The sequence below is a fragment of the Halorussus salilacus genome (assembly GCF_024138125.1).
In the GTDB taxonomy this organism is placed as follows: Archaea; Halobacteriota; Halobacteria; order Halobacteriales; family Haladaptataceae; genus Halorussus; species Halorussus salilacus.
Genome location: NZ_CP099993.1, coordinates 1,053,648 through 1,073,785 on the forward strand (window position 1 = coordinate 1,053,648; position 20,138 = coordinate 1,073,785).

Annotated in this window: 29 protein-coding genes; 20 read left to right on the top strand and 9 right to left on the bottom strand. The window is 65.9% G+C overall.

Annotation, left to right across the window (positions count from 1 at the left end; translation table 11 throughout):
* Positions 1 to 14 precede the first annotated feature (14 nt).
* Positions 15 to 644: an SIMPL domain-containing protein gene (locus tag NGM10_RS05355; RefSeq protein ID WP_253482633.1), complete on the top strand. Its 630-nt coding sequence runs from the start codon at positions 15 to 17 to the stop codon at positions 642 to 644.
* Positions 645 to 679: 35 nt separating this feature from the next.
* Positions 680 to 1,423, top strand: coding sequence for a 4-phosphopantoate--beta-alanine ligase (locus NGM10_RS05360; protein WP_253482635.1), 744 nt, complete (start codon positions 680 to 682; stop codon positions 1,421 to 1,423).
* Positions 1,424 to 1,509: 86 nt separating this feature from the next.
* Here NGM10_RS05360 and NGM10_RS05365 read toward each other — a convergent pair whose 3' ends face one another.
* Positions 1,510 to 1,704 (bottom strand): cold-shock protein, encoded by a 195-nt coding sequence (locus NGM10_RS05365; RefSeq protein WP_253482637.1) that lies wholly within the window; start codon positions 1,702 to 1,704, stop codon positions 1,510 to 1,512.
* 400 nt (positions 1,705 to 2,104) lie between these two features.
* Here NGM10_RS05365 and NGM10_RS05370 point away from each other — a divergent pair, with 400 nt between their 5' ends.
* Both NGM10_RS05370 and NGM10_RS05375 read left to right on the top strand, forming a co-directional pair.
* The gene (locus NGM10_RS05370) at positions 2,105 to 3,034 is read left to right on the top strand and encodes a sulfide-dependent adenosine diphosphate thiazole synthase (protein ID WP_253482639.1); all 930 of its coding nucleotides are present in this window, start codon (positions 2,105 to 2,107) and stop codon (positions 3,032 to 3,034) included.
* A gap of 15 nt (positions 3,035 to 3,049) precedes the next feature.
* Positions 3,050 to 3,823 carry a DUF7001 family protein gene (locus NGM10_RS05375; protein ID WP_253482641.1) on the top strand — a complete coding sequence of 258 codons (774 nt, stop codon included), beginning with the start codon at positions 3,050 to 3,052 and terminating at the stop codon, positions 3,821 to 3,823.
* A gap of 38 nt (positions 3,824 to 3,861) precedes the next feature.
* Here NGM10_RS05375 and NGM10_RS05380 read toward each other — a convergent pair whose 3' ends face one another.
* On the bottom strand, positions 3,862 to 5,118 hold the full coding sequence (locus NGM10_RS05380; RefSeq protein ID WP_253482644.1) for a hypothetical protein: 1,257 nt from the start codon (positions 5,116 to 5,118) through the stop codon (positions 3,862 to 3,864).
* A 71-nt stretch (positions 5,119 to 5,189) separates the two neighbouring features.
* Entirely contained in the window at positions 5,190 to 5,864 is a 675-nt protein-coding gene (locus tag NGM10_RS05385; protein WP_253482647.1) for a class I SAM-dependent methyltransferase, read from the bottom strand.
* Between the two features lie 189 nt (positions 5,865 to 6,053).
* Here NGM10_RS05385 and NGM10_RS05390 point away from each other — a divergent pair, with 189 nt between their 5' ends.
* From NGM10_RS05390 to NGM10_RS05400, 3 genes are all read left to right on the top strand, one after another.
* Positions 6,054 to 7,466, top strand: coding sequence for an extracellular solute-binding protein (locus NGM10_RS05390; RefSeq protein ID WP_368408657.1), 1,413 nt, complete (start codon positions 6,054 to 6,056; stop codon positions 7,464 to 7,466).
* A gap of 124 nt (positions 7,467 to 7,590) precedes the next feature.
* Complete coding sequence (locus tag NGM10_RS05395; RefSeq protein ID WP_253482652.1) at positions 7,591 to 7,833, top strand: DUF8593 domain-containing protein; 243 nt, start codon at positions 7,591 to 7,593, stop codon at positions 7,831 to 7,833.
* A 223-nt stretch (positions 7,834 to 8,056) separates the two neighbouring features.
* The gene (locus NGM10_RS05400; protein WP_253482655.1) at positions 8,057 to 8,299 is read left to right on the top strand and encodes a DUF8593 domain-containing protein; all 243 of its coding nucleotides are present in this window, start codon (positions 8,057 to 8,059) and stop codon (positions 8,297 to 8,299) included.
* Between the two features lie 22 nt (positions 8,300 to 8,321).
* On the opposite strand, the gene NGM10_RS05405 is transcribed toward NGM10_RS05400, so the two are convergent.
* From NGM10_RS05405 to NGM10_RS05415, 3 genes are all read right to left on the bottom strand, one after another.
* Entirely contained in the window at positions 8,322 to 9,224 is a 903-nt protein-coding gene (locus tag NGM10_RS05405; protein ID WP_253482657.1) for a thiamine-phosphate synthase family protein, read from the bottom strand.
* Positions 9,221 to 9,859, bottom strand: coding sequence for a dCTP deaminase (dcd, locus tag NGM10_RS05410; protein ID WP_253482659.1), 639 nt, complete (start codon positions 9,857 to 9,859; stop codon positions 9,221 to 9,223). The genes NGM10_RS05405 and dcd overlap by 4 nt, the downstream gene beginning before the upstream one ends.
* Positions 9,860 to 9,996: 137 nt before the next feature.
* A complete protein-coding gene (locus NGM10_RS05415; RefSeq protein WP_253482662.1) occupies positions 9,997 to 10,722 on the bottom strand; it encodes a Yip1 family protein in 726 nt (241 codons plus the stop codon).
* A 153-nt stretch (positions 10,723 to 10,875) separates the two neighbouring features.
* On the opposite strand from NGM10_RS05415, the gene pth2 reads away from it, so the two are divergent.
* The 3 genes from pth2 to NGM10_RS05430 all read left to right on the top strand — a co-directional run bounded on the left by pth2 (position 10,876) and on the right by NGM10_RS05430 (position 13,954).
* Positions 10,876 to 11,214: a peptidyl-tRNA hydrolase Pth2 gene (pth2, locus tag NGM10_RS05420; RefSeq protein WP_253482664.1), complete on the top strand. Its 339-nt coding sequence runs from the start codon at positions 10,876 to 10,878 to the stop codon at positions 11,212 to 11,214.
* Between the two features lie 315 nt (positions 11,215 to 11,529).
* The gene (gene truD / locus NGM10_RS05425; protein WP_253482667.1) at positions 11,530 to 12,882 is read left to right on the top strand and encodes a tRNA pseudouridine(13) synthase TruD; all 1,353 of its coding nucleotides are present in this window, start codon (positions 11,530 to 11,532) and stop codon (positions 12,880 to 12,882) included.
* Between the two features lie 517 nt (positions 12,883 to 13,399).
* On the top strand, positions 13,400 to 13,954 hold the full coding sequence (locus NGM10_RS05430; protein ID WP_253482670.1) for a stage II sporulation protein M: 555 nt from the start codon (positions 13,400 to 13,402) through the stop codon (positions 13,952 to 13,954).
* A gap of 42 nt (positions 13,955 to 13,996) precedes the next feature.
* Here NGM10_RS05430 and NGM10_RS05435 read toward each other — a convergent pair whose 3' ends face one another.
* Positions 13,997 to 14,182: a hypothetical protein gene (locus NGM10_RS05435; protein WP_253482673.1), complete on the bottom strand. Its 186-nt coding sequence runs from the start codon at positions 14,180 to 14,182 to the stop codon at positions 13,997 to 13,999.
* A 194-nt stretch (positions 14,183 to 14,376) separates the two neighbouring features.
* Here NGM10_RS05435 and NGM10_RS05440 point away from each other — a divergent pair, with 194 nt between their 5' ends.
* Positions 14,377 to 14,610, top strand: coding sequence for a hypothetical protein (locus NGM10_RS05440; protein WP_253482676.1), 234 nt, complete (start codon positions 14,377 to 14,379; stop codon positions 14,608 to 14,610).
* 15 nt (positions 14,611 to 14,625) lie between these two features.
* On the opposite strand, the gene NGM10_RS05445 is transcribed toward NGM10_RS05440, so the two are convergent.
* Positions 14,626 to 15,243, bottom strand: a complete 618-nt coding sequence (locus tag NGM10_RS05445; RefSeq protein WP_253482679.1) for a YIP1 family protein — start codon at positions 15,241 to 15,243, stop codon at positions 14,626 to 14,628.
* Positions 15,244 to 15,413: 170 nt separating this feature from the next.
* On the opposite strand from NGM10_RS05445, the gene NGM10_RS05450 reads away from it, so the two are divergent.
* From NGM10_RS05450 to NGM10_RS05480, 7 genes are all read left to right on the top strand, one after another.
* Complete coding sequence (locus NGM10_RS05450; RefSeq protein WP_253482682.1) at positions 15,414 to 15,857, top strand: zinc ribbon domain-containing protein; 444 nt, start codon at positions 15,414 to 15,416, stop codon at positions 15,855 to 15,857.
* Positions 15,858 to 15,953: 96 nt separating this feature from the next.
* The gene (locus NGM10_RS05455) at positions 15,954 to 16,673 is read left to right on the top strand and encodes a DUF2103 domain-containing protein (RefSeq protein ID WP_253482685.1); all 720 of its coding nucleotides are present in this window, start codon (positions 15,954 to 15,956) and stop codon (positions 16,671 to 16,673) included.
* Positions 16,674 to 16,816: 143 nt separating this feature from the next.
* Positions 16,817 to 16,981, top strand: a complete 165-nt coding sequence (locus tag NGM10_RS05460) for a DUF8015 family protein (protein WP_253482688.1) — start codon at positions 16,817 to 16,819, stop codon at positions 16,979 to 16,981.
* 74 nt (positions 16,982 to 17,055) lie between these two features.
* Positions 17,056 to 17,346: a 50S ribosomal protein L37ae gene (locus tag NGM10_RS05465; RefSeq protein WP_253482691.1), complete on the top strand. Its 291-nt coding sequence runs from the start codon at positions 17,056 to 17,058 to the stop codon at positions 17,344 to 17,346.
* Complete coding sequence (locus NGM10_RS05470; RefSeq protein ID WP_077205698.1) at positions 17,343 to 17,477, top strand: DNA-directed RNA polymerase subunit P; 135 nt, start codon at positions 17,343 to 17,345, stop codon at positions 17,475 to 17,477. The genes NGM10_RS05465 and NGM10_RS05470 overlap by 4 nt, the downstream gene beginning before the upstream one ends.
* A 41-nt stretch (positions 17,478 to 17,518) precedes the next feature.
* On the top strand, positions 17,519 to 17,773 hold the full coding sequence (locus NGM10_RS05475; RefSeq protein ID WP_253482694.1) for a KEOPS complex subunit Pcc1: 255 nt from the start codon (positions 17,519 to 17,521) through the stop codon (positions 17,771 to 17,773).
* A gap of 446 nt (positions 17,774 to 18,219) precedes the next feature.
* Positions 18,220 to 18,720 (top strand): type IV toxin-antitoxin system AbiEi family antitoxin domain-containing protein, encoded by a 501-nt coding sequence (locus tag NGM10_RS05480; RefSeq protein ID WP_253482697.1) that lies wholly within the window; start codon positions 18,220 to 18,222, stop codon positions 18,718 to 18,720.
* Between the two features lie 114 nt (positions 18,721 to 18,834).
* Here NGM10_RS05480 and NGM10_RS05485 read toward each other — a convergent pair whose 3' ends face one another.
* Positions 18,835 to 18,978, bottom strand: coding sequence for a hypothetical protein (locus NGM10_RS05485; RefSeq protein ID WP_253482699.1), 144 nt, complete (start codon positions 18,976 to 18,978; stop codon positions 18,835 to 18,837).
* A 504-nt stretch (positions 18,979 to 19,482) separates the two neighbouring features.
* Here NGM10_RS05485 and NGM10_RS05490 point away from each other — a divergent pair.
* Positions 19,483 to 19,884: a prefoldin subunit beta gene (locus NGM10_RS05490; RefSeq protein WP_253482702.1), complete on the top strand. Its 402-nt coding sequence runs from the start codon at positions 19,483 to 19,485 to the stop codon at positions 19,882 to 19,884.
* The gene (locus tag NGM10_RS05495) at positions 19,885 to 20,130 is read left to right on the top strand and encodes a DUF3194 domain-containing protein (RefSeq protein ID WP_253482704.1); all 246 of its coding nucleotides are present in this window, start codon (positions 19,885 to 19,887) and stop codon (positions 20,128 to 20,130) included.
* Positions 20,131 to 20,138 lie beyond the last annotated feature (8 nt).

Below are 20,138 nucleotides of genomic sequence, written 5' to 3' on the forward strand. Positions count from 1 at the left end.
ACGGACCCACGACGATGACTCAGCCGACCATCACGACCGACGCCACCGCCCGACGCGACGCACCGCCAGACCGAGCCGTGATCGCGGTGACGGCCATCGGCGAGGGGGACTCGGCCGCGGTCGCCCGCGAGAGCGCCCGCGACCGGGCGGCGACCGTGCGGGAGTCGCTGGCCGAGGACGCTCGGTCGCCCGACCGCATCGACACCGTCGAACTCCGGGTCGAGGACGCCGCCCAAGCGTTCGACCCCGACACCGACGCGCCATACCGAGCGGTAGAACGGCTTCGCATCGAGTGTCACCCGGAAGCCGCCTCGGAGGTCGTCGTGCGCGCGACCGACGCGGGCGCGACGGTTCGGAACGTCAGCTTCGACCTGCGCGAAGACGAGCGCAGGCGACTGCAGGACGAGGCGCTCGCCGGGGCGATGGAACGGGCCAGAGAGAAGGCCGAGCGGGTCGCGGCCAGCGAGGGTCTCGCGGTCGGCGGGGTGCTGGACGTGTCGACGACCGACGACGACGCGGGGATGTCGAGCATCGTCGACGACGCGCTCGCCGGGAACGGGGGCGACGACCTCGGTCCGACCCCCGTCGTCGCCTCGGAGACCGTGGAAGTCGTCTACGAACTCGTCGACCCGGACGACGGATAGGTCGATTTTTCCGGCTCCCGCCCGGAGCCTCGCCCATGACCGACATCCCCGAGGACCACCCGCGGTACCAGTCGCTGCTCACTCGCCACCGAATCGAGGAGGGCGTGGAGTCGGGCATCACCAGCAAGCAGGGCCTCATCGCGGAGGGCCGCGGCGAGGCCTTCGACTACCTGCTCGGCGAGGAGACGATTCCGAGCGCCGAGGCGGCCGCGCGCGCCGCGGCCGCCCGGCTCCTGCTGGCCGACCACCCGGTCGTCTCGGTCAACGGCAACGTCGCGGCGCTCGTGCCCGGGGAGACGGTCGAACTCGCCGAGGCCGTCGGCGCGGACCTCGAAGTCAATCTGTTCAATCGCACCCCCGAGCGGATGGAGGCCATCGCCGACCACCTCCGCGAGCACGGCGCGGAGGACGTGAAGGGACTCGAAGCCGACGCCCGGATTCCGGGGCTGGACCACGAGCGCGCGAAGGTCGACGCCGAGGGCATCCACGCCGCCGACGCGGTGGTCGTCCCGCTCGAAGACGGCGACCGCGCCGAGGCGCTGGCCGAGATGGGCAAGACCGAGGTCGTGATCGACCTGAATCCGCTGTCGCGGTCGGCTCAGACCGCCGCGATTCCCATCGTGGACAACATCCTCCGGGCGGTGCCGAATATTACGGAACACGCCCGCGAACTGGAGGATGCAAGCCGGGAGGAACTGGAAGCCATCGTCGCCGAGTTCGACCGCGAGGCGGCGCTAGAGGAAGCGGAGAGGGCGATTCGGCGGGGCGACCTCGACTGAGGAGCGGAACGCCTCGGCTCGCCGGGTCGGTCCTCGCCGCAAAAATCGCAGTACCGCGCGTCGCCCGGTGCGACGTGTCTTCCGATTCAGAGCCGCTGGACGTTGGTCGCTCGCGGGCCCTTGTCGGCCTGTTCGATGTCGAATTCGATCTCCTCGCCCTCTTCGAGGTCGGGTCCGCCGACGTCCTCCATGTGGAAGAACACGTCGTCGTCCGCGTCGTCGGTCGAGATGAAACCGTAGCCGCCTGTGTCGTTGAAGAAATCAACGTTTCCTTTCGCCATACCAGAGGGAGGCGACGACCGCGGATAACACTTCCGAGGGTCGCGGTATCACGGGTCTCTGGCGTTTCTGGGGCTATTGGTGTGGTGGGAATTCGTTTTGAGACTGTTTGCGCGAAGGAGCTAGCTACTCCCGTCACCGATGAGAGACCGCACCGCCCAGCACCGACCGTAACCGCGGCCACACGCCTCCCCAACCGACTGCGGTCCTCGACTGCTCGTTTCACTCACAGTCTGCGGTCCTCATCCCTCGCGCGAATGATGGCGCGGCCACGAGGGCCGCGCCAGCGCGCGCCGACTGTGGAAGGTCTCACCGGCTACGGGATTGGCTGAAAACGGTCTCGCGTCCCCGAAATCCCATTCCGGAACCTCTTTCAACCACCCCGTGTTACCACAGAGTTGTATGACCGAGTTCGAAAAGTTCAGCGAGGTCGGCGAGGCCGACGTGACCCGTGCCATCGGACAGGAGTGGACCGAGGAGTTCATGGACTTCTCCGACAGCGACGTCATCATCATCGGGGGCGGTCCCTCGGGCCTGATGGCCGCCAAGGAGCTCTCGGAACGCGGCGTCAAGACGATGGTCGTCGAGAAGAACAACTACCTCGGGGGCGGCTTCTGGCTCGGTGGCTTCCTGATGAACAAGGTGACCGTCCGGGACCCCGCCCAGCACGTACTCGACGAGCTGGACGTGGACTTCAAGCGCTCGCAGGACAGCGAGGGCCTCTACGTCGCCAACGGCCCGCACGCCTGCTCGGCGCTCATCAAGGCGGCCTGCGACGCGGGCGCGAAGATGCAGAACATGACCGAGTTCACCGACATCGTCATCCGCGAGGACCACCGCGTCGGCGGCATCGTGATGAACTGGACGCCGGTCCACGCCCTCCCCCGAGAGATCACCTGCGTCGACCCCATCGCGGTCGAGGCCGACCTCGTCATCGACGCGACGGGCCACGACGCGATGGCCATCAGCAAGCTCGACGAGCGGGGCGTCCTCGACGCGCCCGGCATCGGCGACGCGAGGGAGAACGCCACCGGGATGGACAAGACCGGCGACGATTCGTACGGCGCGCCCGGCCACGACTCGCCCGGCCACGACTCGATGTGGGTCGGCAAGTCCGAGGACGCCGTTGTCGAGCACACCGGCCTCGTCCACGACGGCCTCGTCGCCACCGGCATGGCGGTCGCGACGACCTACGGCCTGCCCCGGATGGGCCCGACCTTCGGCGCGATGCTGCTGTCGGGTAAGCGCGCCGCCCAGTGCGCGCTCGACGAACTCGGCGTCGACGCCGAACCGGTCGAGATGACCACCCGGGCCGCGTCGGCCGACGACTGAGGACCCGAATCCGGCATGTCGACGGTCGTCCTGTACCGCGCGCCGACCACGGTCGCCGACGCCGACGAGATAGCCGACTGGCTGCGCGACCGCGTGGGTTCGGCCGTCGAGGTCCGCGACCGCTTTCTGGACGTGCACCGCGAGGGCCCAGACGACACCGAGGGGCTCGCCGAAGCGTTCGCCGATTCGCGCGTGCTCTCGCCCTACGAGCGCGAGACGGGCAACACCATGCTCGGAATCGTTCGCTACGAGGAGCGCGCGCTCGACCGACCCGAGCGCGAGGGCGGGGTCCTCTACGACGGCGCGGCGGTCCAGCGCGCGCTCAACGCCGCCCTCCCCGAAGACGAGAGCGCCCCCGACCGCCTCCACGTCGCCCTGCTCGACCGCGCTATCGGTACGTGGGGCGACCACGACGGCCGGTGGCACAAGCGCGTGAACGTCCTCGGCCAGCCAGCGCTCGTCTCCGTGCCGGGCCTCTACGAAGCGCCCGCCAAGCCCGAGGAGTACTACAGGGAACAGCAGAAGACGGCGTTGCTGTCGGGCGACGCGCCGCCACGCGAGGTCCTCGAAGAGCAGGTCGAGGGCGAGTTCCTCGTGGCCGACGACCCCCGGACCACCGAGGCGCTGAAGGGCTACGTCCTGCAGGCGGTCCACTGCTGGCGCACCGGCGAGGGGTTCTGCGACGAGGAGAGCTGTCGGCTCTCGAACCCCCACCGACAACCGGGCGTGGTGGACGCACAGCTTCGGGACCCGGAGTTCTGCGAGGACCACGCCGAACTGTACGACTGAGACGGGTCGCGGGTGACGTTAGTCCCGAGCCTCGGCGGTCATTCCGAAACCCCCACGGTCACGTTCGCGTTCGACCCCGACGCGCTCGCCGACTCCACGAAGGAGGGATTCCCGAACAGCAGGACGACCGTCTCGTCGTCGACGCGTTCGACCCGGAACGCGGCGTCGCTTCCGGCCTCTCGCTCCTCGGCGAAGGTCGTCGCCGCAGATTCGAGTTCGTCGGCCTCGTCCGGGGAGTCCATGCGGAGCGTCCACGCGAAGCCGGGGTCCTCGTCGCCCTTGGTGAACCCGTAGAGGACGTCGTTGCCCCAGCCGGTGGCGGCCCCGCGGGCCGTCTCGGCGTCGAGTTCGCTCTGGAGGGTGGTGCGTGCGAACAGTTCGCCCATCGTGTCGTTCTCGGTCGTCGACCAAGTCCCGGATTCGTTCACCGAGACCGAGAGGTCGGCGGGTGGCTCTTCGTCCGGCGCGTAGCCGTGCAGGAGTTGCTCGGTCGTGTTCGGGCCGTCCTCGTAGACGCTGGCGAGGTTCGTCGGTGAGTCGATCTCGTCGTCGACGTACCGATACCCGAAGTGGTAGCGGGCGTAGAAGTACTTCGCTCCCGCCGACCCGTCCTCGTAGCGGTCGGCGATCCGCTCGGCGGGGTCCTGGTCGTCGAGGTACTGCTCGGCGTAGGCGTCGGTCACGAACACCGCGCCGCCCTCCATCAGCGTGAGTCGGGTCTGGAGCCGGTCGTGGGTGAGCCGAGGCTGGTCGATGGCGCTCATCCACGGGAGCATGCTGGCTCGATACTGGATCAGGTGCACGAACTCGTGGGCCAGCACGCGTTCGACCTCGGCCGACGACCCGTCACCGGGATGGACGTAGACCTTGCCGTCAGGGGTCGCAAGTCCGCCGGGCTCGTCGGGGTCGAGCGTGACGTTCTCGACGCCGAGGTACCGAAGGACCGGCAGTCGCCCGGGTGCGTACTCCTTCCGTTCGGTGAGGTTGCGGACCTCGACCGGTCGCGGGCGGACGTCGGTGTCCAGCAGTTCCTGGACACGCCAGAACACCTCCGTCTGGTCGACCGAGAGGTTCCCGCCCGTGACCTCGACCGACTCGCGGCCGGACCGTTCCGTCGTCGTCTCGGTCGTCACGTCGGTGGACGTTTCGTTCGTCTGCTCGGTCGCGTCGGTGGAGTGGGTGGTCGGTTCCGTCGTCTCCGTCGCGTCCGTCGCGGGGCCGCCAGCGCCACCACACCCCGCGAGGACGACCAAGAGGGCGAGTGCCATCGTCGTTACCTGTCGTCTTCCGTCCATACTGGAGGGTGACAGGGAGGTTGTCAAAAGCATAATGGTTCGGTTCGGGCTTCCCGGAGAGGTCCGCCGACTCAGTCGACAGTTCCGCCGGTAAGCCGGACGATTCCCAGCGCGTGCTCGCCGTGAGTCACCTCCTCGGCGCGGGTCGAGAGCGCCCGGCGGGCGCTCTCGACCCGGTCGTCCAGCACGGTCCACGGCGCGCGCTCGTAGCCGTCCATCCCGGTCGGCGACGAGGCGACCACCAGTCCCCGGAACGCCTGATTGACCGGCCACCCGAACCGGCGGGTGGTCTGGGCGGCGTCCAGCAGGGCGAGGTGGCCGCCCGGCGCGAGCATGTCGGCCCACCGCTCGACGGCCCCCGCGGGGTCGCCGAGCATCCCGACCACGAAGGTCGCCAGAATCGCGTCGGGCGGTTCCCGGAACTCGATTCGGGTCGCGTCGGCCTGCACGACGTGGACGTTCCCCCAGCCCTCGCGTTCGATTCGGTCCCGGGCGCGCTGCAGCATCCCGCGGGTGAAATCGATCCCGACCACCCGGCCGGTCGGTCCGACCCGCTCGCGGAGGTGCGGGAAGTTCGCGCCGGTGCCACATCCCATCTCGACGACCGTGTCGCCCGGTTCGAGCCCCAGCGCGTCGGCCGCGCGGTCGCGCAACCGTCCGAGTCCGGGCGTCGCGCGCGCGAGAATGTCGTACAGGTCGGCCCACCGACCGTAGAACCGCTGGGCCGCGGTCACTCCCCCCGACATGGACGGGGCTACGACCCACGGCGGCAAAAATCCGCCGAGAAAAATCCCCCACCGTCCGGTCCGATATTTGAAACAACGTACATGTGGTGGGGAGTTGATGAATGACTGGGGGACGAGGGTATGAAAGACGACACGACAGAACGACGGGGAGGCGTGCGTACCGACTCCGGCGTGTCTCGACGCCGATTCATCGAGGCCGCCGGAGCGTCCGGCATCGCCGCGGGACTGACCGGCTACGTCGGCGAGGGCGGCGTCTCCGGGAGCGTCCAGTCGCAGGGCACCACCATCCAGTGGGCCTCGGACCAACTGGCCGCCGACAACGAGGACGAGATAGTCCAGTCGCTGTACGACAACGGGCTCTCGGAGGACATCGAGATAGACATCCTCGCGGGCGCGTGGGGCGGCGGCCGACAGTCCCAGTACCAGCAGTGGCTGTCGTCGGGCCGAGAGAAGCCCGACGTGTTCATGATGGACACCGGGTGGACCATCCCGTTCATCGTCCGCGAGCAGGTCGTGGACCTGAGCCAGGAGCTACCGGAGGACGCGATCTCGACCATCGAGGACGACTACTTCCAGGCCCACGTCGACACCGCGCGAGGACCGGAGGGGAACCTCCACGGCGTGCCGCTGTTCATCGACCTGCCGACGATGCAGTACCGCAGGGACCTCGTCGAGGACGCCGGGTACGACCCCGAGGGCGAGAACTGGGCGACCGAGTCGATGACGTGGCAGGAGTTCTCCGAGATGGTGAGCGACGTACGGAGCCAGAACGAAGACGACATCGACTACGGATTCACCTTCCAGGCGCAGTCCTACGAGGGGCTGGCGTGCTGTACGTTCAACGAGTTCATGACGAGCTGGGGCGGGGCGTACTTCGGGAACCCTCGGGAGAACCTCTTCGGACCAATCGGCGACCGACCCGTCACCGTGGGCGAAGAGCAGGTGGTCGACTCGGTCCGGATGATTCGGTCGTTCATCCACGGCTCGGACGCCGAGGAGACCCTCGACGACTACCAGCAGATCTCACCGGCCGCGGTGCTCCAGTGGGACGAGGAGCCCTCCCGCCAGCCGTTCACCAGCGGGAACGCCGTGGCCCACCGCAACTGGCCCTACGCCATCAACGAGAGCGGGGCCGAGGACGCGCTCGGCGAGGACCTGGGCGTGATGCCCATTCCGTACGCGGCGACCGCCGAGGAGGCCGAGTACCCGGGAACCGGCGGGCCGGTCGCCGCGCTCGGCGGCTGGCACATGACGGTCAACCCGAACTCCCAGAACCGGGAGGAGGCGATGGAACTGCTTCAGGTGATGATGGAACCCGACTTCCGGCTCTTGCTGTTCGAGGTCATCGGCTGGACGCCGCCCCAGCCCGAACTGCTGGAGACCGACCGCGCTGCGGAGGTGCCGGTCATGGGTCGGTACCTCGACCAGCTGCGAGTGGCTGGCGAGAACGCCATCTCGCGGCCCGTGACCGCCATCTGGCCCCAGCAGTCCCAGCGCATCGCCCAGCAGGTCAACGAGGCCTACAGCGAGGGCGGGAACCCCGAGGAACTGATGAGCCAGCTCCAGGGACAGTTAGAGCAACTGGAACAGCAGCAGGGATAGCGACGGAAGCCGACCGGTCGAGTCCGACGACCGTCGGACTCGACCGGTCGCTGGTCGCGTCGCTCGGCCACCGCCACCTCGCTCGGCCACCGCCGTAATGAGTCACGGGGTCGTCCCCACGACCATGGCAGTCGAACTCACCGAGGGCGAGACGGACAAGGCGGTCGTGGACGGCGACGGCACGCGAGTCGGCACCGTCTCGGAGGTCGACCACGGCACCGCCCACGTCACGGCCGACGACCACGTCGTCGCGGAGATGAAGACGAAACTCGACGCCGGAAGCGTCGGCGAGGACACCGACGCAGTCCAGAACCACCACGTCGCCGAGGTGACCGACGACGAGATACGCCTGACCGAGGACCGCTGAGTCGGCGCGGGAATCTCCGGCGGATGTCGGCGGGTGACGCAGTCAGCGAGAGACGGCCGGTGGACCGCCCACAGGAAACGCCCGGCGGACCGTCCAGCGAGGCCGGGGACTTTCGGAAACGTCACTCACGCGGTACCGATGGCGATGCCGAGCGGCCCCTTACTTCACTCCCAAAATTCGAAGAGGCCACAGCCGTCTTGTCCGCGCCCGTCGAACCACTGCCATGCAGTTCACGAACGACGACGAGGGCAAGTCGGTGTTCGACGCCGACCGCGAGAAAATCGGCGTGGTCGCCGCGGTCCGGGACGGCACCGCCTACGTCGAACCCGAACCCAGCCTGACCCAGGAGTTCGAGGCGAAACTCGACCGGGGCGACCTCGAACCCGACGACGAGGCCTACCCCATCCGGGACGAGTGGGTCGAGGCGGTCGACGACAAGGAGGTTCTGCTTCGGACGAGTCCCTGAAGGGAACGCGGTTTACAGACCCTCAGAGAAGGCTCCGAGCCATCTCTGCCACCTGCTCGGCGTCCTCGCCGAGCAGGTAGGTGATGGGCTCGATGCCGTAGCCGCCGGTGTGGTAGAGGACGGCCGCGTCGGGGGTCTCGCGCAGGGCCGCGCCGACCACCGCGTCGAGGTCGTCGTACTCGGCGTCGAACTCCGCGCTCTCGTGGCCGAGGGCTTCGAGCGCCGCGACGATGTCGGGGTCGTACCGGACGTTCATCGCGGCCCGGAGGTCCTCGCGGCCGTTCCGTCTGGCCGCGAGCAACAGCGAGGCGACGTGTTCGCTCACGCCGAACTCGGGGTCGGCGGGGATGGTGGCCTGTCCCTTCACGTCGAAGATTCGGCCCGGCACGCCCGCCACGTCGTCGATGCCGTCGGCGTCGGGCGTGCACTCACAGAGGTTCGACCCCACCGCGGGGATGAGCGACGCGAACCCGCTGGCGCTCTCGACGATGGTCAGCCCCCGGCGCAGCGACGACCGGACGCGCTCGGTCACGCGGAGTTGCCCCTCGGGGTCGTGGACGTTGAAATCCCCGCCGTGGCCCGCGAGTTCGGGGAACGCCGCCTCGTGGAGTTCCGCGACGAGGTCCCGGTCCTCCAGTCGCCGAATCAGGACCTCGATCTCGACCAGCGCCTCGACCCGACTCGTGGTTCCCTCGGCGAGTCCGGCCCCGACTCGCGAGACGAGTTCCCGGACGCGCTCGTCGCCCAGCACGCGGTCGTTGCGCTCGACCTCGCCGTTTGCGTACTTCGAGACCGCGCTCTGGCTGATTCCCAGCAGGTCGGCGACCTCGCTCTGGGTCAGGCCGCGCTCGCGGAGGTCCTCGGCGAGCATCGACCGGACCGTCGGGAGGAACTCCTCGACGACGATCTCCTCGGCGAACTTCATCTCGGGTCGCCCCCCTCGTTCGATTCGCGGTCGGCCGCAGCGCCCGACTTCTGGTCGCCGCCGAACTCGTGGTCGCTCTGGATGCGCGAGGCCTGCGGGCCCGACTGGCCCTGGTACTTCGACCCGCGCTCGGCCCCGTAGGGCCGGTCGGCGGGGCTCTTGAGTTCGGTGAAGGTGAGCTGAGAGACGCGCATCCCGGGTTCGAGCGCGACCGGCGCGGTGCCGAGGTTCGAGAGTTCGAGGGTTATCTGGCCCCGATACCCGGGGTCACAGAGCCCGGCGGTCGCGTGGACCACGACCGCGAGCCGACCCAGCGACGACCGGCCCTCGACGTGGGCGATGAGGTCGTCGGGAATCTCGACGCGCTCTTTCGTCGTCCCGAGCACGAAGTCGCCGGGGTGGAGGATGAAGTCGTCGCCGTCCTCGACGACGGTCTCGGTGACGTACTCCGAGACCTCCTGCTCGCTCGTGGGGTGGATGCAGGGGATGTTGGTGCGCTGGAATTCGAGGAACTCCCGGCCGAGGCGGAGGTCGACGCTCGCGGGCTGTATCTGGAGGTCGGGGTCGTCGAGGGGGTCGACCACGAGGTCTCCCTCCGCCATCCGGGCCAGGATGTCGGCGTCCGAGAGTATCATATGCGGGGCTTGGCGCGGAGGTGCCTAAATGGCCCGGTCTCCCGGGCGAGCGGGCGGGCGGGCCGAGCAATCGCGGGTCGCCCGAGAGGCGACGGTATCGAGACGGCGGCCGAACTCGCGTGAGGGCCGCGGGGCCCTCACGCGAGCGCGAACAGGAGGCCGAGGAACGCGACCCCGCCCCCGGCGAACGCGGCCGCCCCGGTCGGGAGTTTTCGAGCGTGCTTCAGCCCGAACGTCCAGACGTACCCCTGCCAGCACGCGACGGCCAGCGACAGCAGCGCGCTCTCGCCCTGCGCGCGCCGACTCAGCGACTCGATCCGGGAGGCCAGCAGTTCGGGGTCGCTCGCGGAGAGGTCGATGCCGTTCAGCGAGACCAGCAGGAGCGCGAGGCCCGCGAGGACCTGGAACGCGGTCGGGAGCATGCCCCACGCCGCGACCGCGAGGGTGTCGGCGAACGACCCCTCGCCGCCGAAGACGGCCGAGGCGACGTGGAGGCCGACCGCGACCAGCGGCCAGCCGACGAGGACGCCCACGAACACCGTCGGGAGGTGGTCGACGAACGCGTCCCAGAGCAGGTCGCCGACCGCGACGGTACGGTGTTCGGGCTGGTCGCAGTCCTCGTGCATCCGCTCTTCGGCCTCGGTCTCGGGTTCGTCGTCGCACACCCAGTCGGGGGGTCGATTCTCGTTCGGGACCTCGGTCGTCGCGGTGAGCCGTTCGCTGAGCACCCACCCGAACGCGCCGAGCGCGGCGGTCGTGACAACCGCGACGGCGAGGACGACGAGGGCGGCGCTGGCGAGGCTCAGCCCCGGCGCGCGCTCGCCGAAGAACTCGTCCGGGCGGAGGAGGGCGTCGAGGACCATACGGTTATTCGCCCGACAGGTCGGGATAATCCTGTCGGTTCCGCGCGGAACCGGGCGACGGTATCGAGCGAATCCCCCGGCGCGGGGCGACCCCGCGGGGTCGCCCCGCGCCGAGTAGCCACCGATTTAACCGCCCGGGACGTTCGCGGGGACATGAAGCAGGCCATCGTCGCCCGGACCGACATCGGGATGGGCCAGGGAAAGCTGGCGGCGCAGGTCGCCCACGCCTCGCTGTCGGCCTACGAGGAGACCGGAACCAAGGCGCGAAAGAAGTGGAAGGGAGGGGGACAGAAGAAGGTCGTCCTGAAGGGCGACGGCGAGAGCCAGCTGTTCGAGCTCGCCGAGAAGGCCCGCGCGGAGGGGCTTCCCCACGCCATCGTCCGCGACGCGGGCCACACCCAGTTGGAACCGGGAACCGTGACCGCGCTGGCGGTCGGCCCGGCCGACGACGACCTCGTGGACAGGGTGACCGGCGACCTCTCGCTGTACTGACCGTCCCTCGGAGAGCGCGAGCTGTGTCCCAGCCGCCGGTAGCGCGCGGGTGAATCGACCCACGGTCCGGGTGGACTGAAAGGGGCCGCCCGCTCGCGTTCAGCTTGCTCGTCTCGGCGTGGCCACTATTTCGCGCCCGCAGAACTGCGGGCGCGAAATATCCCGCCGAGCGAGCGCGAGCGGGCGGGGGCTTTCTACGCGTTCGTCTCGGTCGTTGTGGCTGTCGCTTCGCCCACTCGACGTTCGTGCATGGTTCCGACTCCGACTCGTCGCGGGAAGTCAGATACAAGCCGCCCGACCGCCAAGACCCGACGAATGCGCGAGGCCTATCCAGTCGAGCGGGCGGTCGGCATCGAACGCTTCGTGACCGACGCCGAGGGAATCGGGGGCCGACTCCGCGCCGAGAACGCCGACTTCCGGGTCCGGGAGGTCGAGCGCTTCGACGCCGAACCGGCCGACGCCGACCCCGGGGCGTACCCCCACCTCGTGGTCCGGGCCACGCTTCGCGGGTGGGACACCAACGACTTCGCGAGGCGGCTCTCGGACGCGCTGGGAATCTCCCGCGAGCGCGTCTCGTGGGCCGGAACCAAGGACAAGCACGCGGTGACGACCCAGCTGTTCAGCCTCCGGAAGGTGGACCCGGCCGACCTCTCGGACGTGGAAATCCGGGACGCCGACGTCGACATCGTCGGCCGGTCGGGCCGGGGACTGGAGTTCGGCGACCTCGCGGGCAACGCGTTCGAAATCGCGGTCAGAGACGCAGACCGACCCGAGAACGCCGACGAGATTCGCGAGCAACTGGCCGAGTTCGGCGGCGCGCCCGACGACGAACCGACCGCGGTCGGCGTCCCCGACTTCTTCGGCCAGCAGCGGTTCGGGAGTCGCAGGCCGGTCACCCACGAGGTCGGCCTCCGGGTCGTCCGCGAGGACTGGGAGGGAGCGGTCCGGGCCTACGTCGCCGACGCCTACGAGACCGAACCCGAAGGGACCCGCGAGGCGCGCCGGGAGGCCGCCGACGCCTTCGAGCAGCGCGATTGGCAGGGCGTGCTCGACGCGCTCCCGCGGCGACTCGGCTTCGAGCGCGCGATGGCCAACAGACTGGTCGAGAATGGCGGCGACGGCCCCGAGGACTTCCGCGCGGCGCTCGAAGCCGTCCCCTCGAACCTCCAGCGCCTGTTCGTCAACGCCGCCCAGTCGTACGCCTTCAACCGCATCCTGAGCGAGCGACTCGCGCGGGGTCTCCCGTTCGACCGGCCCGTCGAGGGCGACGTGGTCTGTTTCTCCGAGCGGGTCGACGGGCTGACCGTGCCCGACACCGACCGCCTGCAGGAGGTGACCCAGAATCGGGTCGAGACGGTCGCGCGCCACTGCGAGCGCGGCCGGGCGTTCGTGACCGCGCCGCTGGTGGGCACCGAGACCGAGTTGGGCGACGGCGAACCGGGCGAAATCGAGCGAGAGGTGCTGGACGAACTGGACCTCGAACCCGCCGACTTCGACCTGCCGGGGGAGTTCGGCTCGACCGGGACCCGGCGGGCGGTGCTGGTGCGGACCGACCTCGACGTGGCCGTCGAAGACGACGCGGTGACCTTCGCGTTCGCGCTCCCGAAGGGGTCGTACGCGACCGTAGTTCTGCGGGAGTTCATGAAGACCGACCCGGCAAAGGTGTGAGTCTCGATAGGCGCTGAGACCCATTGATATTCCGAGTGGAAGTGGTACGCGAAAGCCAACGCGAGACTACCCATCTAGTAGCATACAATTATATTTTTATATAATTCTACGAAAGTTTTATATTCCCGTATAGAAGATCATGGATTGGTTGTTACGAATGAAGTGGAGCCAGTACCTGAGTGCGACCATCGTCGCAACGTTTCTCGTAACTGCACTTGCTGGTAGTTTCGTTGGTGGTGCAGCCGTCTCGCCCGCGTACGACGTTAAGGATACCGATACCGATGCCTCGGTGTCCAGTTCGACCAACGCACATACCGTGGTCGGTGCTGCAATCGGTTACGCCGACACGGGTACTATGAAAGGCGCGGCCAAGAGTGGACTCATCAGTGCTGCAACTACGGCCCCGGTCTCCGCCGCTGCCTGTGGTGCCGGTCCCGGCGGTTGCACATTCGGTGCAGGCTACCTAGCGTAGTCGACTGGTGGGTCGCAACCGAAGCGTCTCCATCCTCGCTATTTTATGAGCAAGCTACCATCCCGAATCGTAGAGGCGATCAGACGCAACCATCTTTTTATCCTCGCGTCTTCTGTCGTCTACTTCTCGGGCGTCATCGTCGGGATTCTCGCGGTCTCGACTATCGAACTTGAGAGTGTCCCGACGTTCGTCGAATCGTATCGCGTGCGAGTAGACGGAACGATGACCATTTTCGAGACGAACGCTACGGTCCTCACCACGGTTCTGGCTGGCGCGCTGACGTTCTCCGGAACCAGCCTCGTCGGATTGTTCACGAGCGGGTTCGTACACGCTGCCGTACTCGTCTCGCTTCCCGTTTCCGTCTTCGAATTCGGGAAATTCTTCGTTCCGCACGCGCTCGTCGAACTGCCTGCGGTCTGGATCGGTGGTTCCGTGGGATTGCGCATCCCCTACGAGCTGGTTCAGTTCTTGCGTGGCGTACGAACCGAATCCGTATCGAAGCGAGAAGTGATAGATATGTTACTTCTTACGATAGTCGCGTACGTCGGCATCGCATTGGCGGCAGTGATAGAGGGTGCGCTGTTACGCTACGTGACTTGAGTGCACGACGGGATTCGCTACTCGGGCGAACTCAGGAGTCACTCACGTCGCGTTTCGCTCACGAATCCAGATACCCACGCCGAGGAGCGCGAAGAACGTGAGAAGGCCCGTGACACCGACCGCGAATCCCAGTAGCTCCGGCGGTCCTTGAAGACCACGGTCGAATACCGGGAGTACACCGAAGAAAATGGTGACTACGACCAAGGCCGAGACGAACATCGCGACCATCGATTCTCCCGGATACGTCCGAACTGTCGTATTTATCCTGCTGAACATCGTCGGGTGACCGGTCCGAAGTTTGTTCCCGATGAAAATAATCGTTTCTGTGGTCGGAGGGGAGGCGGTCTTCCGCACGCGTTCATACCACTTCTTAAACTGGCCTCAGCGGTAGATATAAATCCTATACGCTCGATATTGTACGTATGGCCGACGCACACCCCTCGATATTCGCCACCGACTGGGACGAATGGGAGCATCCAAAGCGGGCGATTGCCGCGATTTGGACCTCGGTCGCCGTCGCAATCCTCCTGTTTTTCATCTCGTTACCGACGATATTCGATTCTGGCATTCACCCAGCCATCACCATCGGCATCGCGGTTATTCTCATGTTCGCTATTCCAGTCATCACTGTAGCGATCGTAGCTCGATTCGACTAGATCGGCGGGACGCCCTCAGAACCCCCTGAAGACCCAGTAGACGAATATGGCGAGGGTCGGAATTGTGGCCGCCAGTGTGGATTTTCGGAACGACAGCTCGTGTGCGTTCTTGACCGCAAACGTCCAGATGAACGCCATCCACACCAGCCCTATCGTACTGATAATCCGCGTCAGGGTCATCAACGGATGGTTCGCCAGTACGGCGCTCAGATACTGTGGCGTGACCGACTCGGACCCGATGGCTGCGAGCGCCTCGGTGAGTATGTTGAATACGAAGACGGAGTTGACGACGTTCGCGAATACCATCGGCATAAATCCCCAGCCAGCCAAGAAGATGGTTTCACGCAGGGAGCCCTCCCCACCGATGAAAAACGCGACGAAGTGGAGCAGTATCGACGAGACGATCCACATGCCGAAGATGGCTAACATCCCTCCGACCACGCTCAAACTACCGAAGATAGCCATATACGAGGTCACTTGGTCTGGCAAGGAAGAAGTGAGATAATAGAGAATCAGCATCGGAATAAGTGCAGTCGAGATAGCCGCGAAGACGACGACGAAAATCGGTTCGAGCGACGACAGCGTTTCCGCCTCACGGCGGAAGAATTCGTCCGGATCCAGAATCAACTTCACACTCATATCTCGTTCAGACATATATTGTTTCCGGTATTTAAACTCGGCGTAAAATCAGGTGGCGAACGAGACGCTCGGACTCGCTCTCACGTCTCTCGCCCGTAGCCTCAAACGATATACCCGCCGCCGACGTAGACCGTCGCCAGACCGATAGGAAGGGAATCTCAAGAATGAGCTACACCCGCTCCGCCATAACCACCAGAAGCGAGCGCCTCCAGCGCGAGATCGACGACGCCATCGCCGAGGGGTGGAAGATAGAGACCGAGACGCCCGAGCGGGTCGTCCTAATCAAGCGGACCGTGGGGGACCTCGGGGTCCACGTCGTTCTCGCGGTCCTGACCGCGTGGTGGTCGTTCGGCCTCGTCAACGTGGTCTACGGCGCGTACAAGTACCTCAACGACTCCCAGCGCCGGGTCCTTCGAGACGACCGCGCGTGCCCGGAGTGTGGCGCGTCGGTCGCCGCCGACGCCGAGTACTGCTCGAACTGCGGGACCGAGATGCCCTCGCTCTCTGGCAGGTCCGGTACCTGCCCGGAGTGTGGAAGTCCGGTCCCCGCGGGCGCGAACTACTGCGGGACGTGCGGGGCCGACCTCGCGGGGACGACGAGCGCGTGAGTCGGCCGCGTCCTCGCCCGACGGGCGAGGACGCGTCGACCCCGGACCCCGGCCGAAAGCACCGGGGTTAAGCCGTCGCCTCGGCTAGACCGGACCATGGAGTGTCGGCAGTGTGCGTCCCCGCTGGAGCGACCGGGCGACTACTGTCTGGTCTGTCGGACGCCCAACGCCGACGCGGTGGTGCTCGACCTCGAACGCGACCGCGCGACGCTGACGATGCTCGACGACGAAACGGTCGTCGGTGAGACCGTGGTGACGACCACGCCCGAGGACGGCGACGAGTCGGGCGTGGTCGAACTCCGGAACTTCGCGGGCCGAATCGCAGACGAGGTCCGGCGCAAGCGCCCCGAGGAGGTGTACGCCGGGGGCGACCGGGAGGTGCTCCGGGCGACGCGGGGCCAGCTCCGGTACTCGTTCTACCGGGTCACCGACGACGACCCGGTCGCGGCCGTCCAGTCCCGGCGGGGCGACCGCGCGCTGGAGGTCGTCGACGCCCCGGTCGCCGAGAAGCTCGGCGGGAGCCACTCGACGCTCATCGGCGGACGGTCGGGCCGGAACGTGATCCAGACGGTCGCGGGCCACCCCCACGTCAAGAAGATCATCCCCGGCCCCATCGACGCGGGCGGGTCCGGGAGCCGGACCGGGGTGCGCGCGAAGGCCACCCGGGCCGACGAGAACGGCAACGTCCGGCTGCTCCTGCGGGACGGCTCCAGCGTGCAGGAGAACCGGGTGGTCACGACCGCGATGGACCGTGAGATGGGCGAGCGCGTCCGGTCGGACCTCAACGAGGTGCTGGCCGAGGCGGAGTTGCAGTGACGGAAGCTCGGACTATCCCGCCGAAGACCACGCGTAACCGCGAGTACGCGCCGCGTAGCTCCGACCGTCGAGCCCCGAGTCGGAACGCGGTCGGCGTCGCCGCCCCAAGCCTCTTGAACCTGCTAATTATATCTCATTACTCGATGGTGGGGTACTACGACGCGGTCCTCGCGGCGATACCGTTGCTCTCGGGGGGCGGGTATCTGGTCGGCCAGCTGACTGGACTGCCGGGCGCGATGGGCGGGCTGGTGGCCTCCTTGCTGGTCATCGGTCACGAGCTGTTCGACCCGCCGGTCGAGGGCGGGTGAGCCGTCGCGCGACCACCCGGCGGCCGTCCCGACTCAAAGGCTTTATCAGCGCGCCGGAGTAAATTCGCAGTACTATGGCCGAAGACACTCAGAGCCGAACCGGGAGCGCCGGTCGGTTCGGTGCGCGATACGGGCGGGTCGCCCGCAAGCGCGTCGCCGAGATCGAGAGCGACATGCACGACGACCACGCCTGCCCCGAGTGCGGGTCGACGGCAGTCGACCGACAGGGCACCGGCATCTGGCAGTGTGGCAAGTGCGACTACAAGTTCGCGGGCGGCACCTACCGCCCCGAGACGCCCGCGGGGAAGGCCGTCACCCGCTCCATCCGCGCGGCGCTCGGCGACGACGACACCGACGAAGAATGAGCTACAAGTGCTCGCGCTGCAAGCGCGACGTGGAGCTCGACGAGTACGGCGGCGTCCGGTGTCCGTACTGCGGCCACCGCGTCCTCCTGAAGGAGCGGAGCCGCGACGTGAAGGAAGTCGACGTGAACTGACGCAGTCACCCACGTTTCTGCCGACCGCTTTAGCCGACAGCATGACGACCGACCGACCTCACGACGCCGTTCTCCGGTTCGAGTACGAGTCGCCAGCGCGCGCTCGCGTCGTGACCCGCGCCGTTTCGCAGGAGGTCGGCGAAATCGAGGGCGACCGCTCGACCGCGACCGTCGACCGCGAGGGGTCGACGGTCGCGGTCCGGGTGACCGCCGACGACCTCGTGGCGCTCCGCGCCGGGATGAACACCTGGGGGTCGCTGGTGGAGGTCGCCGAACGGACCGTGGACGCCGCGTAGCTGTCGCTGTGCGATTTTAATGGAGTTTAGTTATCACGTTCAGTAACCACGCTCACCCGAGGCTTGACTTCGGAATAACTCATTCAGTGGCGGTGATACCGAGATTGCAGAATCTGAAGTAACAGCTAATTGTAATCATTTTCTTCACGGTAGTTAGTAGAGATAGTTATACTACCGATTATAGTTTCTATCTTAATATTAATTCGATTACTTCTCTCAGCCAGAAACCATACGGCGGGCAACACAACGAGCAAATTAGCTAGAATAAACGCAAATACGAGTGCAAGTGCCCATATCATCGTTGCTCAAAAAATGTGATGCATACACCCAAAAGCTTCCGAACACCGGAGTTCAATTCTAATTGGTGAAATATTGAATATTATTCCCGATTTTCAAGTTCGAAAATATGAGAAAGGTATTCAAATTTAGAATAATTGCCTACAAATATGGTAGAGTTCAAAACGCCCATGGTCGATCATCCACCAAGCGAAATCGAAGGAATTGAAGAAGGGAAATGGACGTTGATAACAGTCTCAGAAGATTGTGAACTGACGGATAAGCAATGGAATCAACTCACTCATGGGACAATAAGACAACATAATAGAGATACTGGCCAAGGTGAAAATCTTAGGCCTATCAAATCAACAGAACCCAGCCCCGAGGGCGATCATATAGGCTGGATAAAACTTAATATATCGGACCTTTATAAGGTCCTCTACGAGCATAAGCGTTATTCATCCGCCAAAGGTTTCTCCAATAGTGAAATGGATGTTCTCAGGGCGATTGAGGAAACGCGCGAAAATCGAGTGATGTTGCAGGATTTCAAACATGATTTTAGAGTGGAAGATTATGCAGAGTCGACAATTTATAATGCATTGAATGGTCTTGTTGAGAAAGAGTTGCTTGAGCGAGTCGGACGGGGAGTGTATAGATATACAGGACCGTGACTTTTGTTACAGTCACCAGAGGCTCATACGCAGAATATCAGATTTTATCAGAGAAGGCATAGCGGCTGAGCTAACAGAGTTATTTCTACTATAAATAAGCCGATATTTTCTCCATCACCCCCACTCGTCTTCCCCACCCTCCAGATTCACCTCCGGCCACTCCGATAGCGACTCCCACCCGAGTTTGTCGCCGAGTCGCTCTAACGCTTCGCCGACGCTCTCGCCCCAAGGGAAGGTGATTCGATTCGATTTGACCATCAGAGACATCGACACGACCGACTCAACTCCAGAACAGTCCCAGAGAGCCCCCGGCCGGTCACGCGAGTGAAACGAGCGTGACGTTGTCGGAGCGTGCCTCCGACAGAACTCGCGGTCGCTGACGCGGGATATTCAGGCCTCTCCGCAACACCCGGCCTGAATAGTGGCCCGCGCAGGCGACCAAGACGAGCGCGAGCGGCCGGACCCTTTCAATCCGACCCGACAGCACCGCACCGCGACCGCAGGCCACATACCTCCCCAACCGACTGCGTTTCTCGGGCGCTCACTGCGTTCGCGCCCTGCGATACTCATCCACCGGGAGAGACGGGCTCTCCCGAGCCGTCGGTCGTTTACTCCCGACGACCTCGCACGCCTTGGCGCGGCGCAACACAGCTACGCCGCGCCAGCGCGCGCCGCCCCAATCGCGAACCCTGCGTTCGAGCGTTCGCCCAACCCCGAACCCGAAAGCGGGGGTTTTTCAGTCCGGGTCGCGTCGCTCTAGCCATGCAGGGTAATCTGCCACCGGAAGCACAAGAGAAACTCGAGGACTTGCAGGACCTCCAGGAGACGGCCCAGCAGGTCGCGGCTCAGAAGAATCAGGCCGAGACCCAGCTCACCGAGGCCAAGACCTCCCTCGACGAGCTCGACGACATCGACGAGGACACCACGATGTACCGCGAGGTCGGCGAACTCCTCGTCAAGACCGACTACGAGTCGGCTCAGGACGACCTCGACGAGAAGGTAGACAGCCTCGAAATCCGCGTCGAGACGCTCGAAAAGCAGGAAGAGCGCGTTCAGGAGCAGTTCGAGAGCCTCCAGCAGGAGCTCCAGCAGATGCTCGGCGGCGGTGGCGGACCCGGCGGCCCGCAGGGCCCCGGCATGGGCGGCGGCGCTGGCGGCGCGTAGATGCCCAGCGACGACGAGGTCGTTCGGACGGCCGCCGAGGCCGCGGAAGGCGTCATCTTCTCGCGGTTCAAGCAGTCGGACGTGAAGGACTTCGACGTGACCGTCACCTTCGAGGACGGCGTCCTCGACGTGGACGTGTACCTCAACGTCCCCGGCGAGCGCTCGACGGAGGAGACGGTCGCCGAGGACGCCGCGCTGGCGGCGCGCTCGGCCGTCGACGACCTGTTCGCAGACGCCGAGGAATGACTCGGTCC

Coding starts and splice junctions, on each gene's coding strand:
- NGM10_RS05355 (WP_253482633.1), top strand. CDS start 15: ATGACTCAGCCGACCATCACGACCGACGCCACCGCCCGACGCGACGCA.
- NGM10_RS05360 (WP_253482635.1), top strand. CDS start 680: ATGACCGACATCCCCGAGGACCACCCGCGGTACCAGTCGCTGCTCACT.
- NGM10_RS05365 (WP_253482637.1), bottom strand. CDS start 1,704: ATGGCGAAAGGAAACGTTGATTTCTTCAACGACACAGGCGGCTACGGT.
- NGM10_RS05370 (WP_253482639.1), top strand. CDS start 2,105: ATGACCGAGTTCGAAAAGTTCAGCGAGGTCGGCGAGGCCGACGTGACC.
- NGM10_RS05375 (WP_253482641.1), top strand. CDS start 3,050: ATGTCGACGGTCGTCCTGTACCGCGCGCCGACCACGGTCGCCGACGCC.
- NGM10_RS05380 (WP_253482644.1), bottom strand. CDS start 5,118: ATGGACGGAAGACGACAGGTAACGACGATGGCACTCGCCCTCTTGGTC.
- NGM10_RS05385 (WP_253482647.1), bottom strand. CDS start 5,864: ATGTCGGGGGGAGTGACCGCGGCCCAGCGGTTCTACGGTCGGTGGGCC.
- NGM10_RS05395 (WP_253482652.1), top strand. CDS start 7,591: ATGGCAGTCGAACTCACCGAGGGCGAGACGGACAAGGCGGTCGTGGAC.
- NGM10_RS05400 (WP_253482655.1), top strand. CDS start 8,057: ATGCAGTTCACGAACGACGACGAGGGCAAGTCGGTGTTCGACGCCGAC.
- NGM10_RS05405 (WP_253482657.1), bottom strand. CDS start 9,224: ATGAAGTTCGCCGAGGAGATCGTCGTCGAGGAGTTCCTCCCGACGGTC.
- dcd (WP_253482659.1), bottom strand. CDS start 9,859: ATGATACTCTCGGACGCCGACATCCTGGCCCGGATGGCGGAGGGAGAC.
- NGM10_RS05415 (WP_253482662.1), bottom strand. CDS start 10,722: ATGGTCCTCGACGCCCTCCTCCGCCCGGACGAGTTCTTCGGCGAGCGC.
- pth2 (WP_253482664.1), top strand. CDS start 10,876: ATGAAGCAGGCCATCGTCGCCCGGACCGACATCGGGATGGGCCAGGGA.
- truD (WP_253482667.1), top strand. CDS start 11,530: ATGCGCGAGGCCTATCCAGTCGAGCGGGCGGTCGGCATCGAACGCTTC.
- NGM10_RS05430 (WP_253482670.1), top strand. CDS start 13,400: ATGAGCAAGCTACCATCCCGAATCGTAGAGGCGATCAGACGCAACCAT.
- NGM10_RS05435 (WP_253482673.1), bottom strand. CDS start 14,182: ATGGTCGCGATGTTCGTCTCGGCCTTGGTCGTAGTCACCATTTTCTTC.
- NGM10_RS05440 (WP_253482676.1), top strand. CDS start 14,377: ATGGCCGACGCACACCCCTCGATATTCGCCACCGACTGGGACGAATGG.
- NGM10_RS05450 (WP_253482682.1), top strand. CDS start 15,414: ATGAGCTACACCCGCTCCGCCATAACCACCAGAAGCGAGCGCCTCCAG.
- NGM10_RS05455 (WP_253482685.1), top strand. CDS start 15,954: ATGGAGTGTCGGCAGTGTGCGTCCCCGCTGGAGCGACCGGGCGACTAC.
- NGM10_RS05460 (WP_253482688.1), top strand. CDS start 16,817: ATGGTGGGGTACTACGACGCGGTCCTCGCGGCGATACCGTTGCTCTCG.
- NGM10_RS05465 (WP_253482691.1), top strand. CDS start 17,056: ATGGCCGAAGACACTCAGAGCCGAACCGGGAGCGCCGGTCGGTTCGGT.
- NGM10_RS05470 (WP_077205698.1), top strand. CDS start 17,343: ATGAGCTACAAGTGCTCGCGCTGCAAGCGCGACGTGGAGCTCGACGAG.
- NGM10_RS05475 (WP_253482694.1), top strand. CDS start 17,519: ATGACGACCGACCGACCTCACGACGCCGTTCTCCGGTTCGAGTACGAG.
- NGM10_RS05480 (WP_253482697.1), top strand. CDS start 18,220: ATGGTAGAGTTCAAAACGCCCATGGTCGATCATCCACCAAGCGAAATC.
- NGM10_RS05485 (WP_253482699.1), bottom strand. CDS start 18,978: ATGGTCAAATCGAATCGAATCACCTTCCCTTGGGGCGAGAGCGTCGGC.
- NGM10_RS05490 (WP_253482702.1), top strand. CDS start 19,483: ATGCAGGGTAATCTGCCACCGGAAGCACAAGAGAAACTCGAGGACTTG.
- NGM10_RS05495 (WP_253482704.1), top strand. CDS start 19,885: ATGCCCAGCGACGACGAGGTCGTTCGGACGGCCGCCGAGGCCGCGGAA.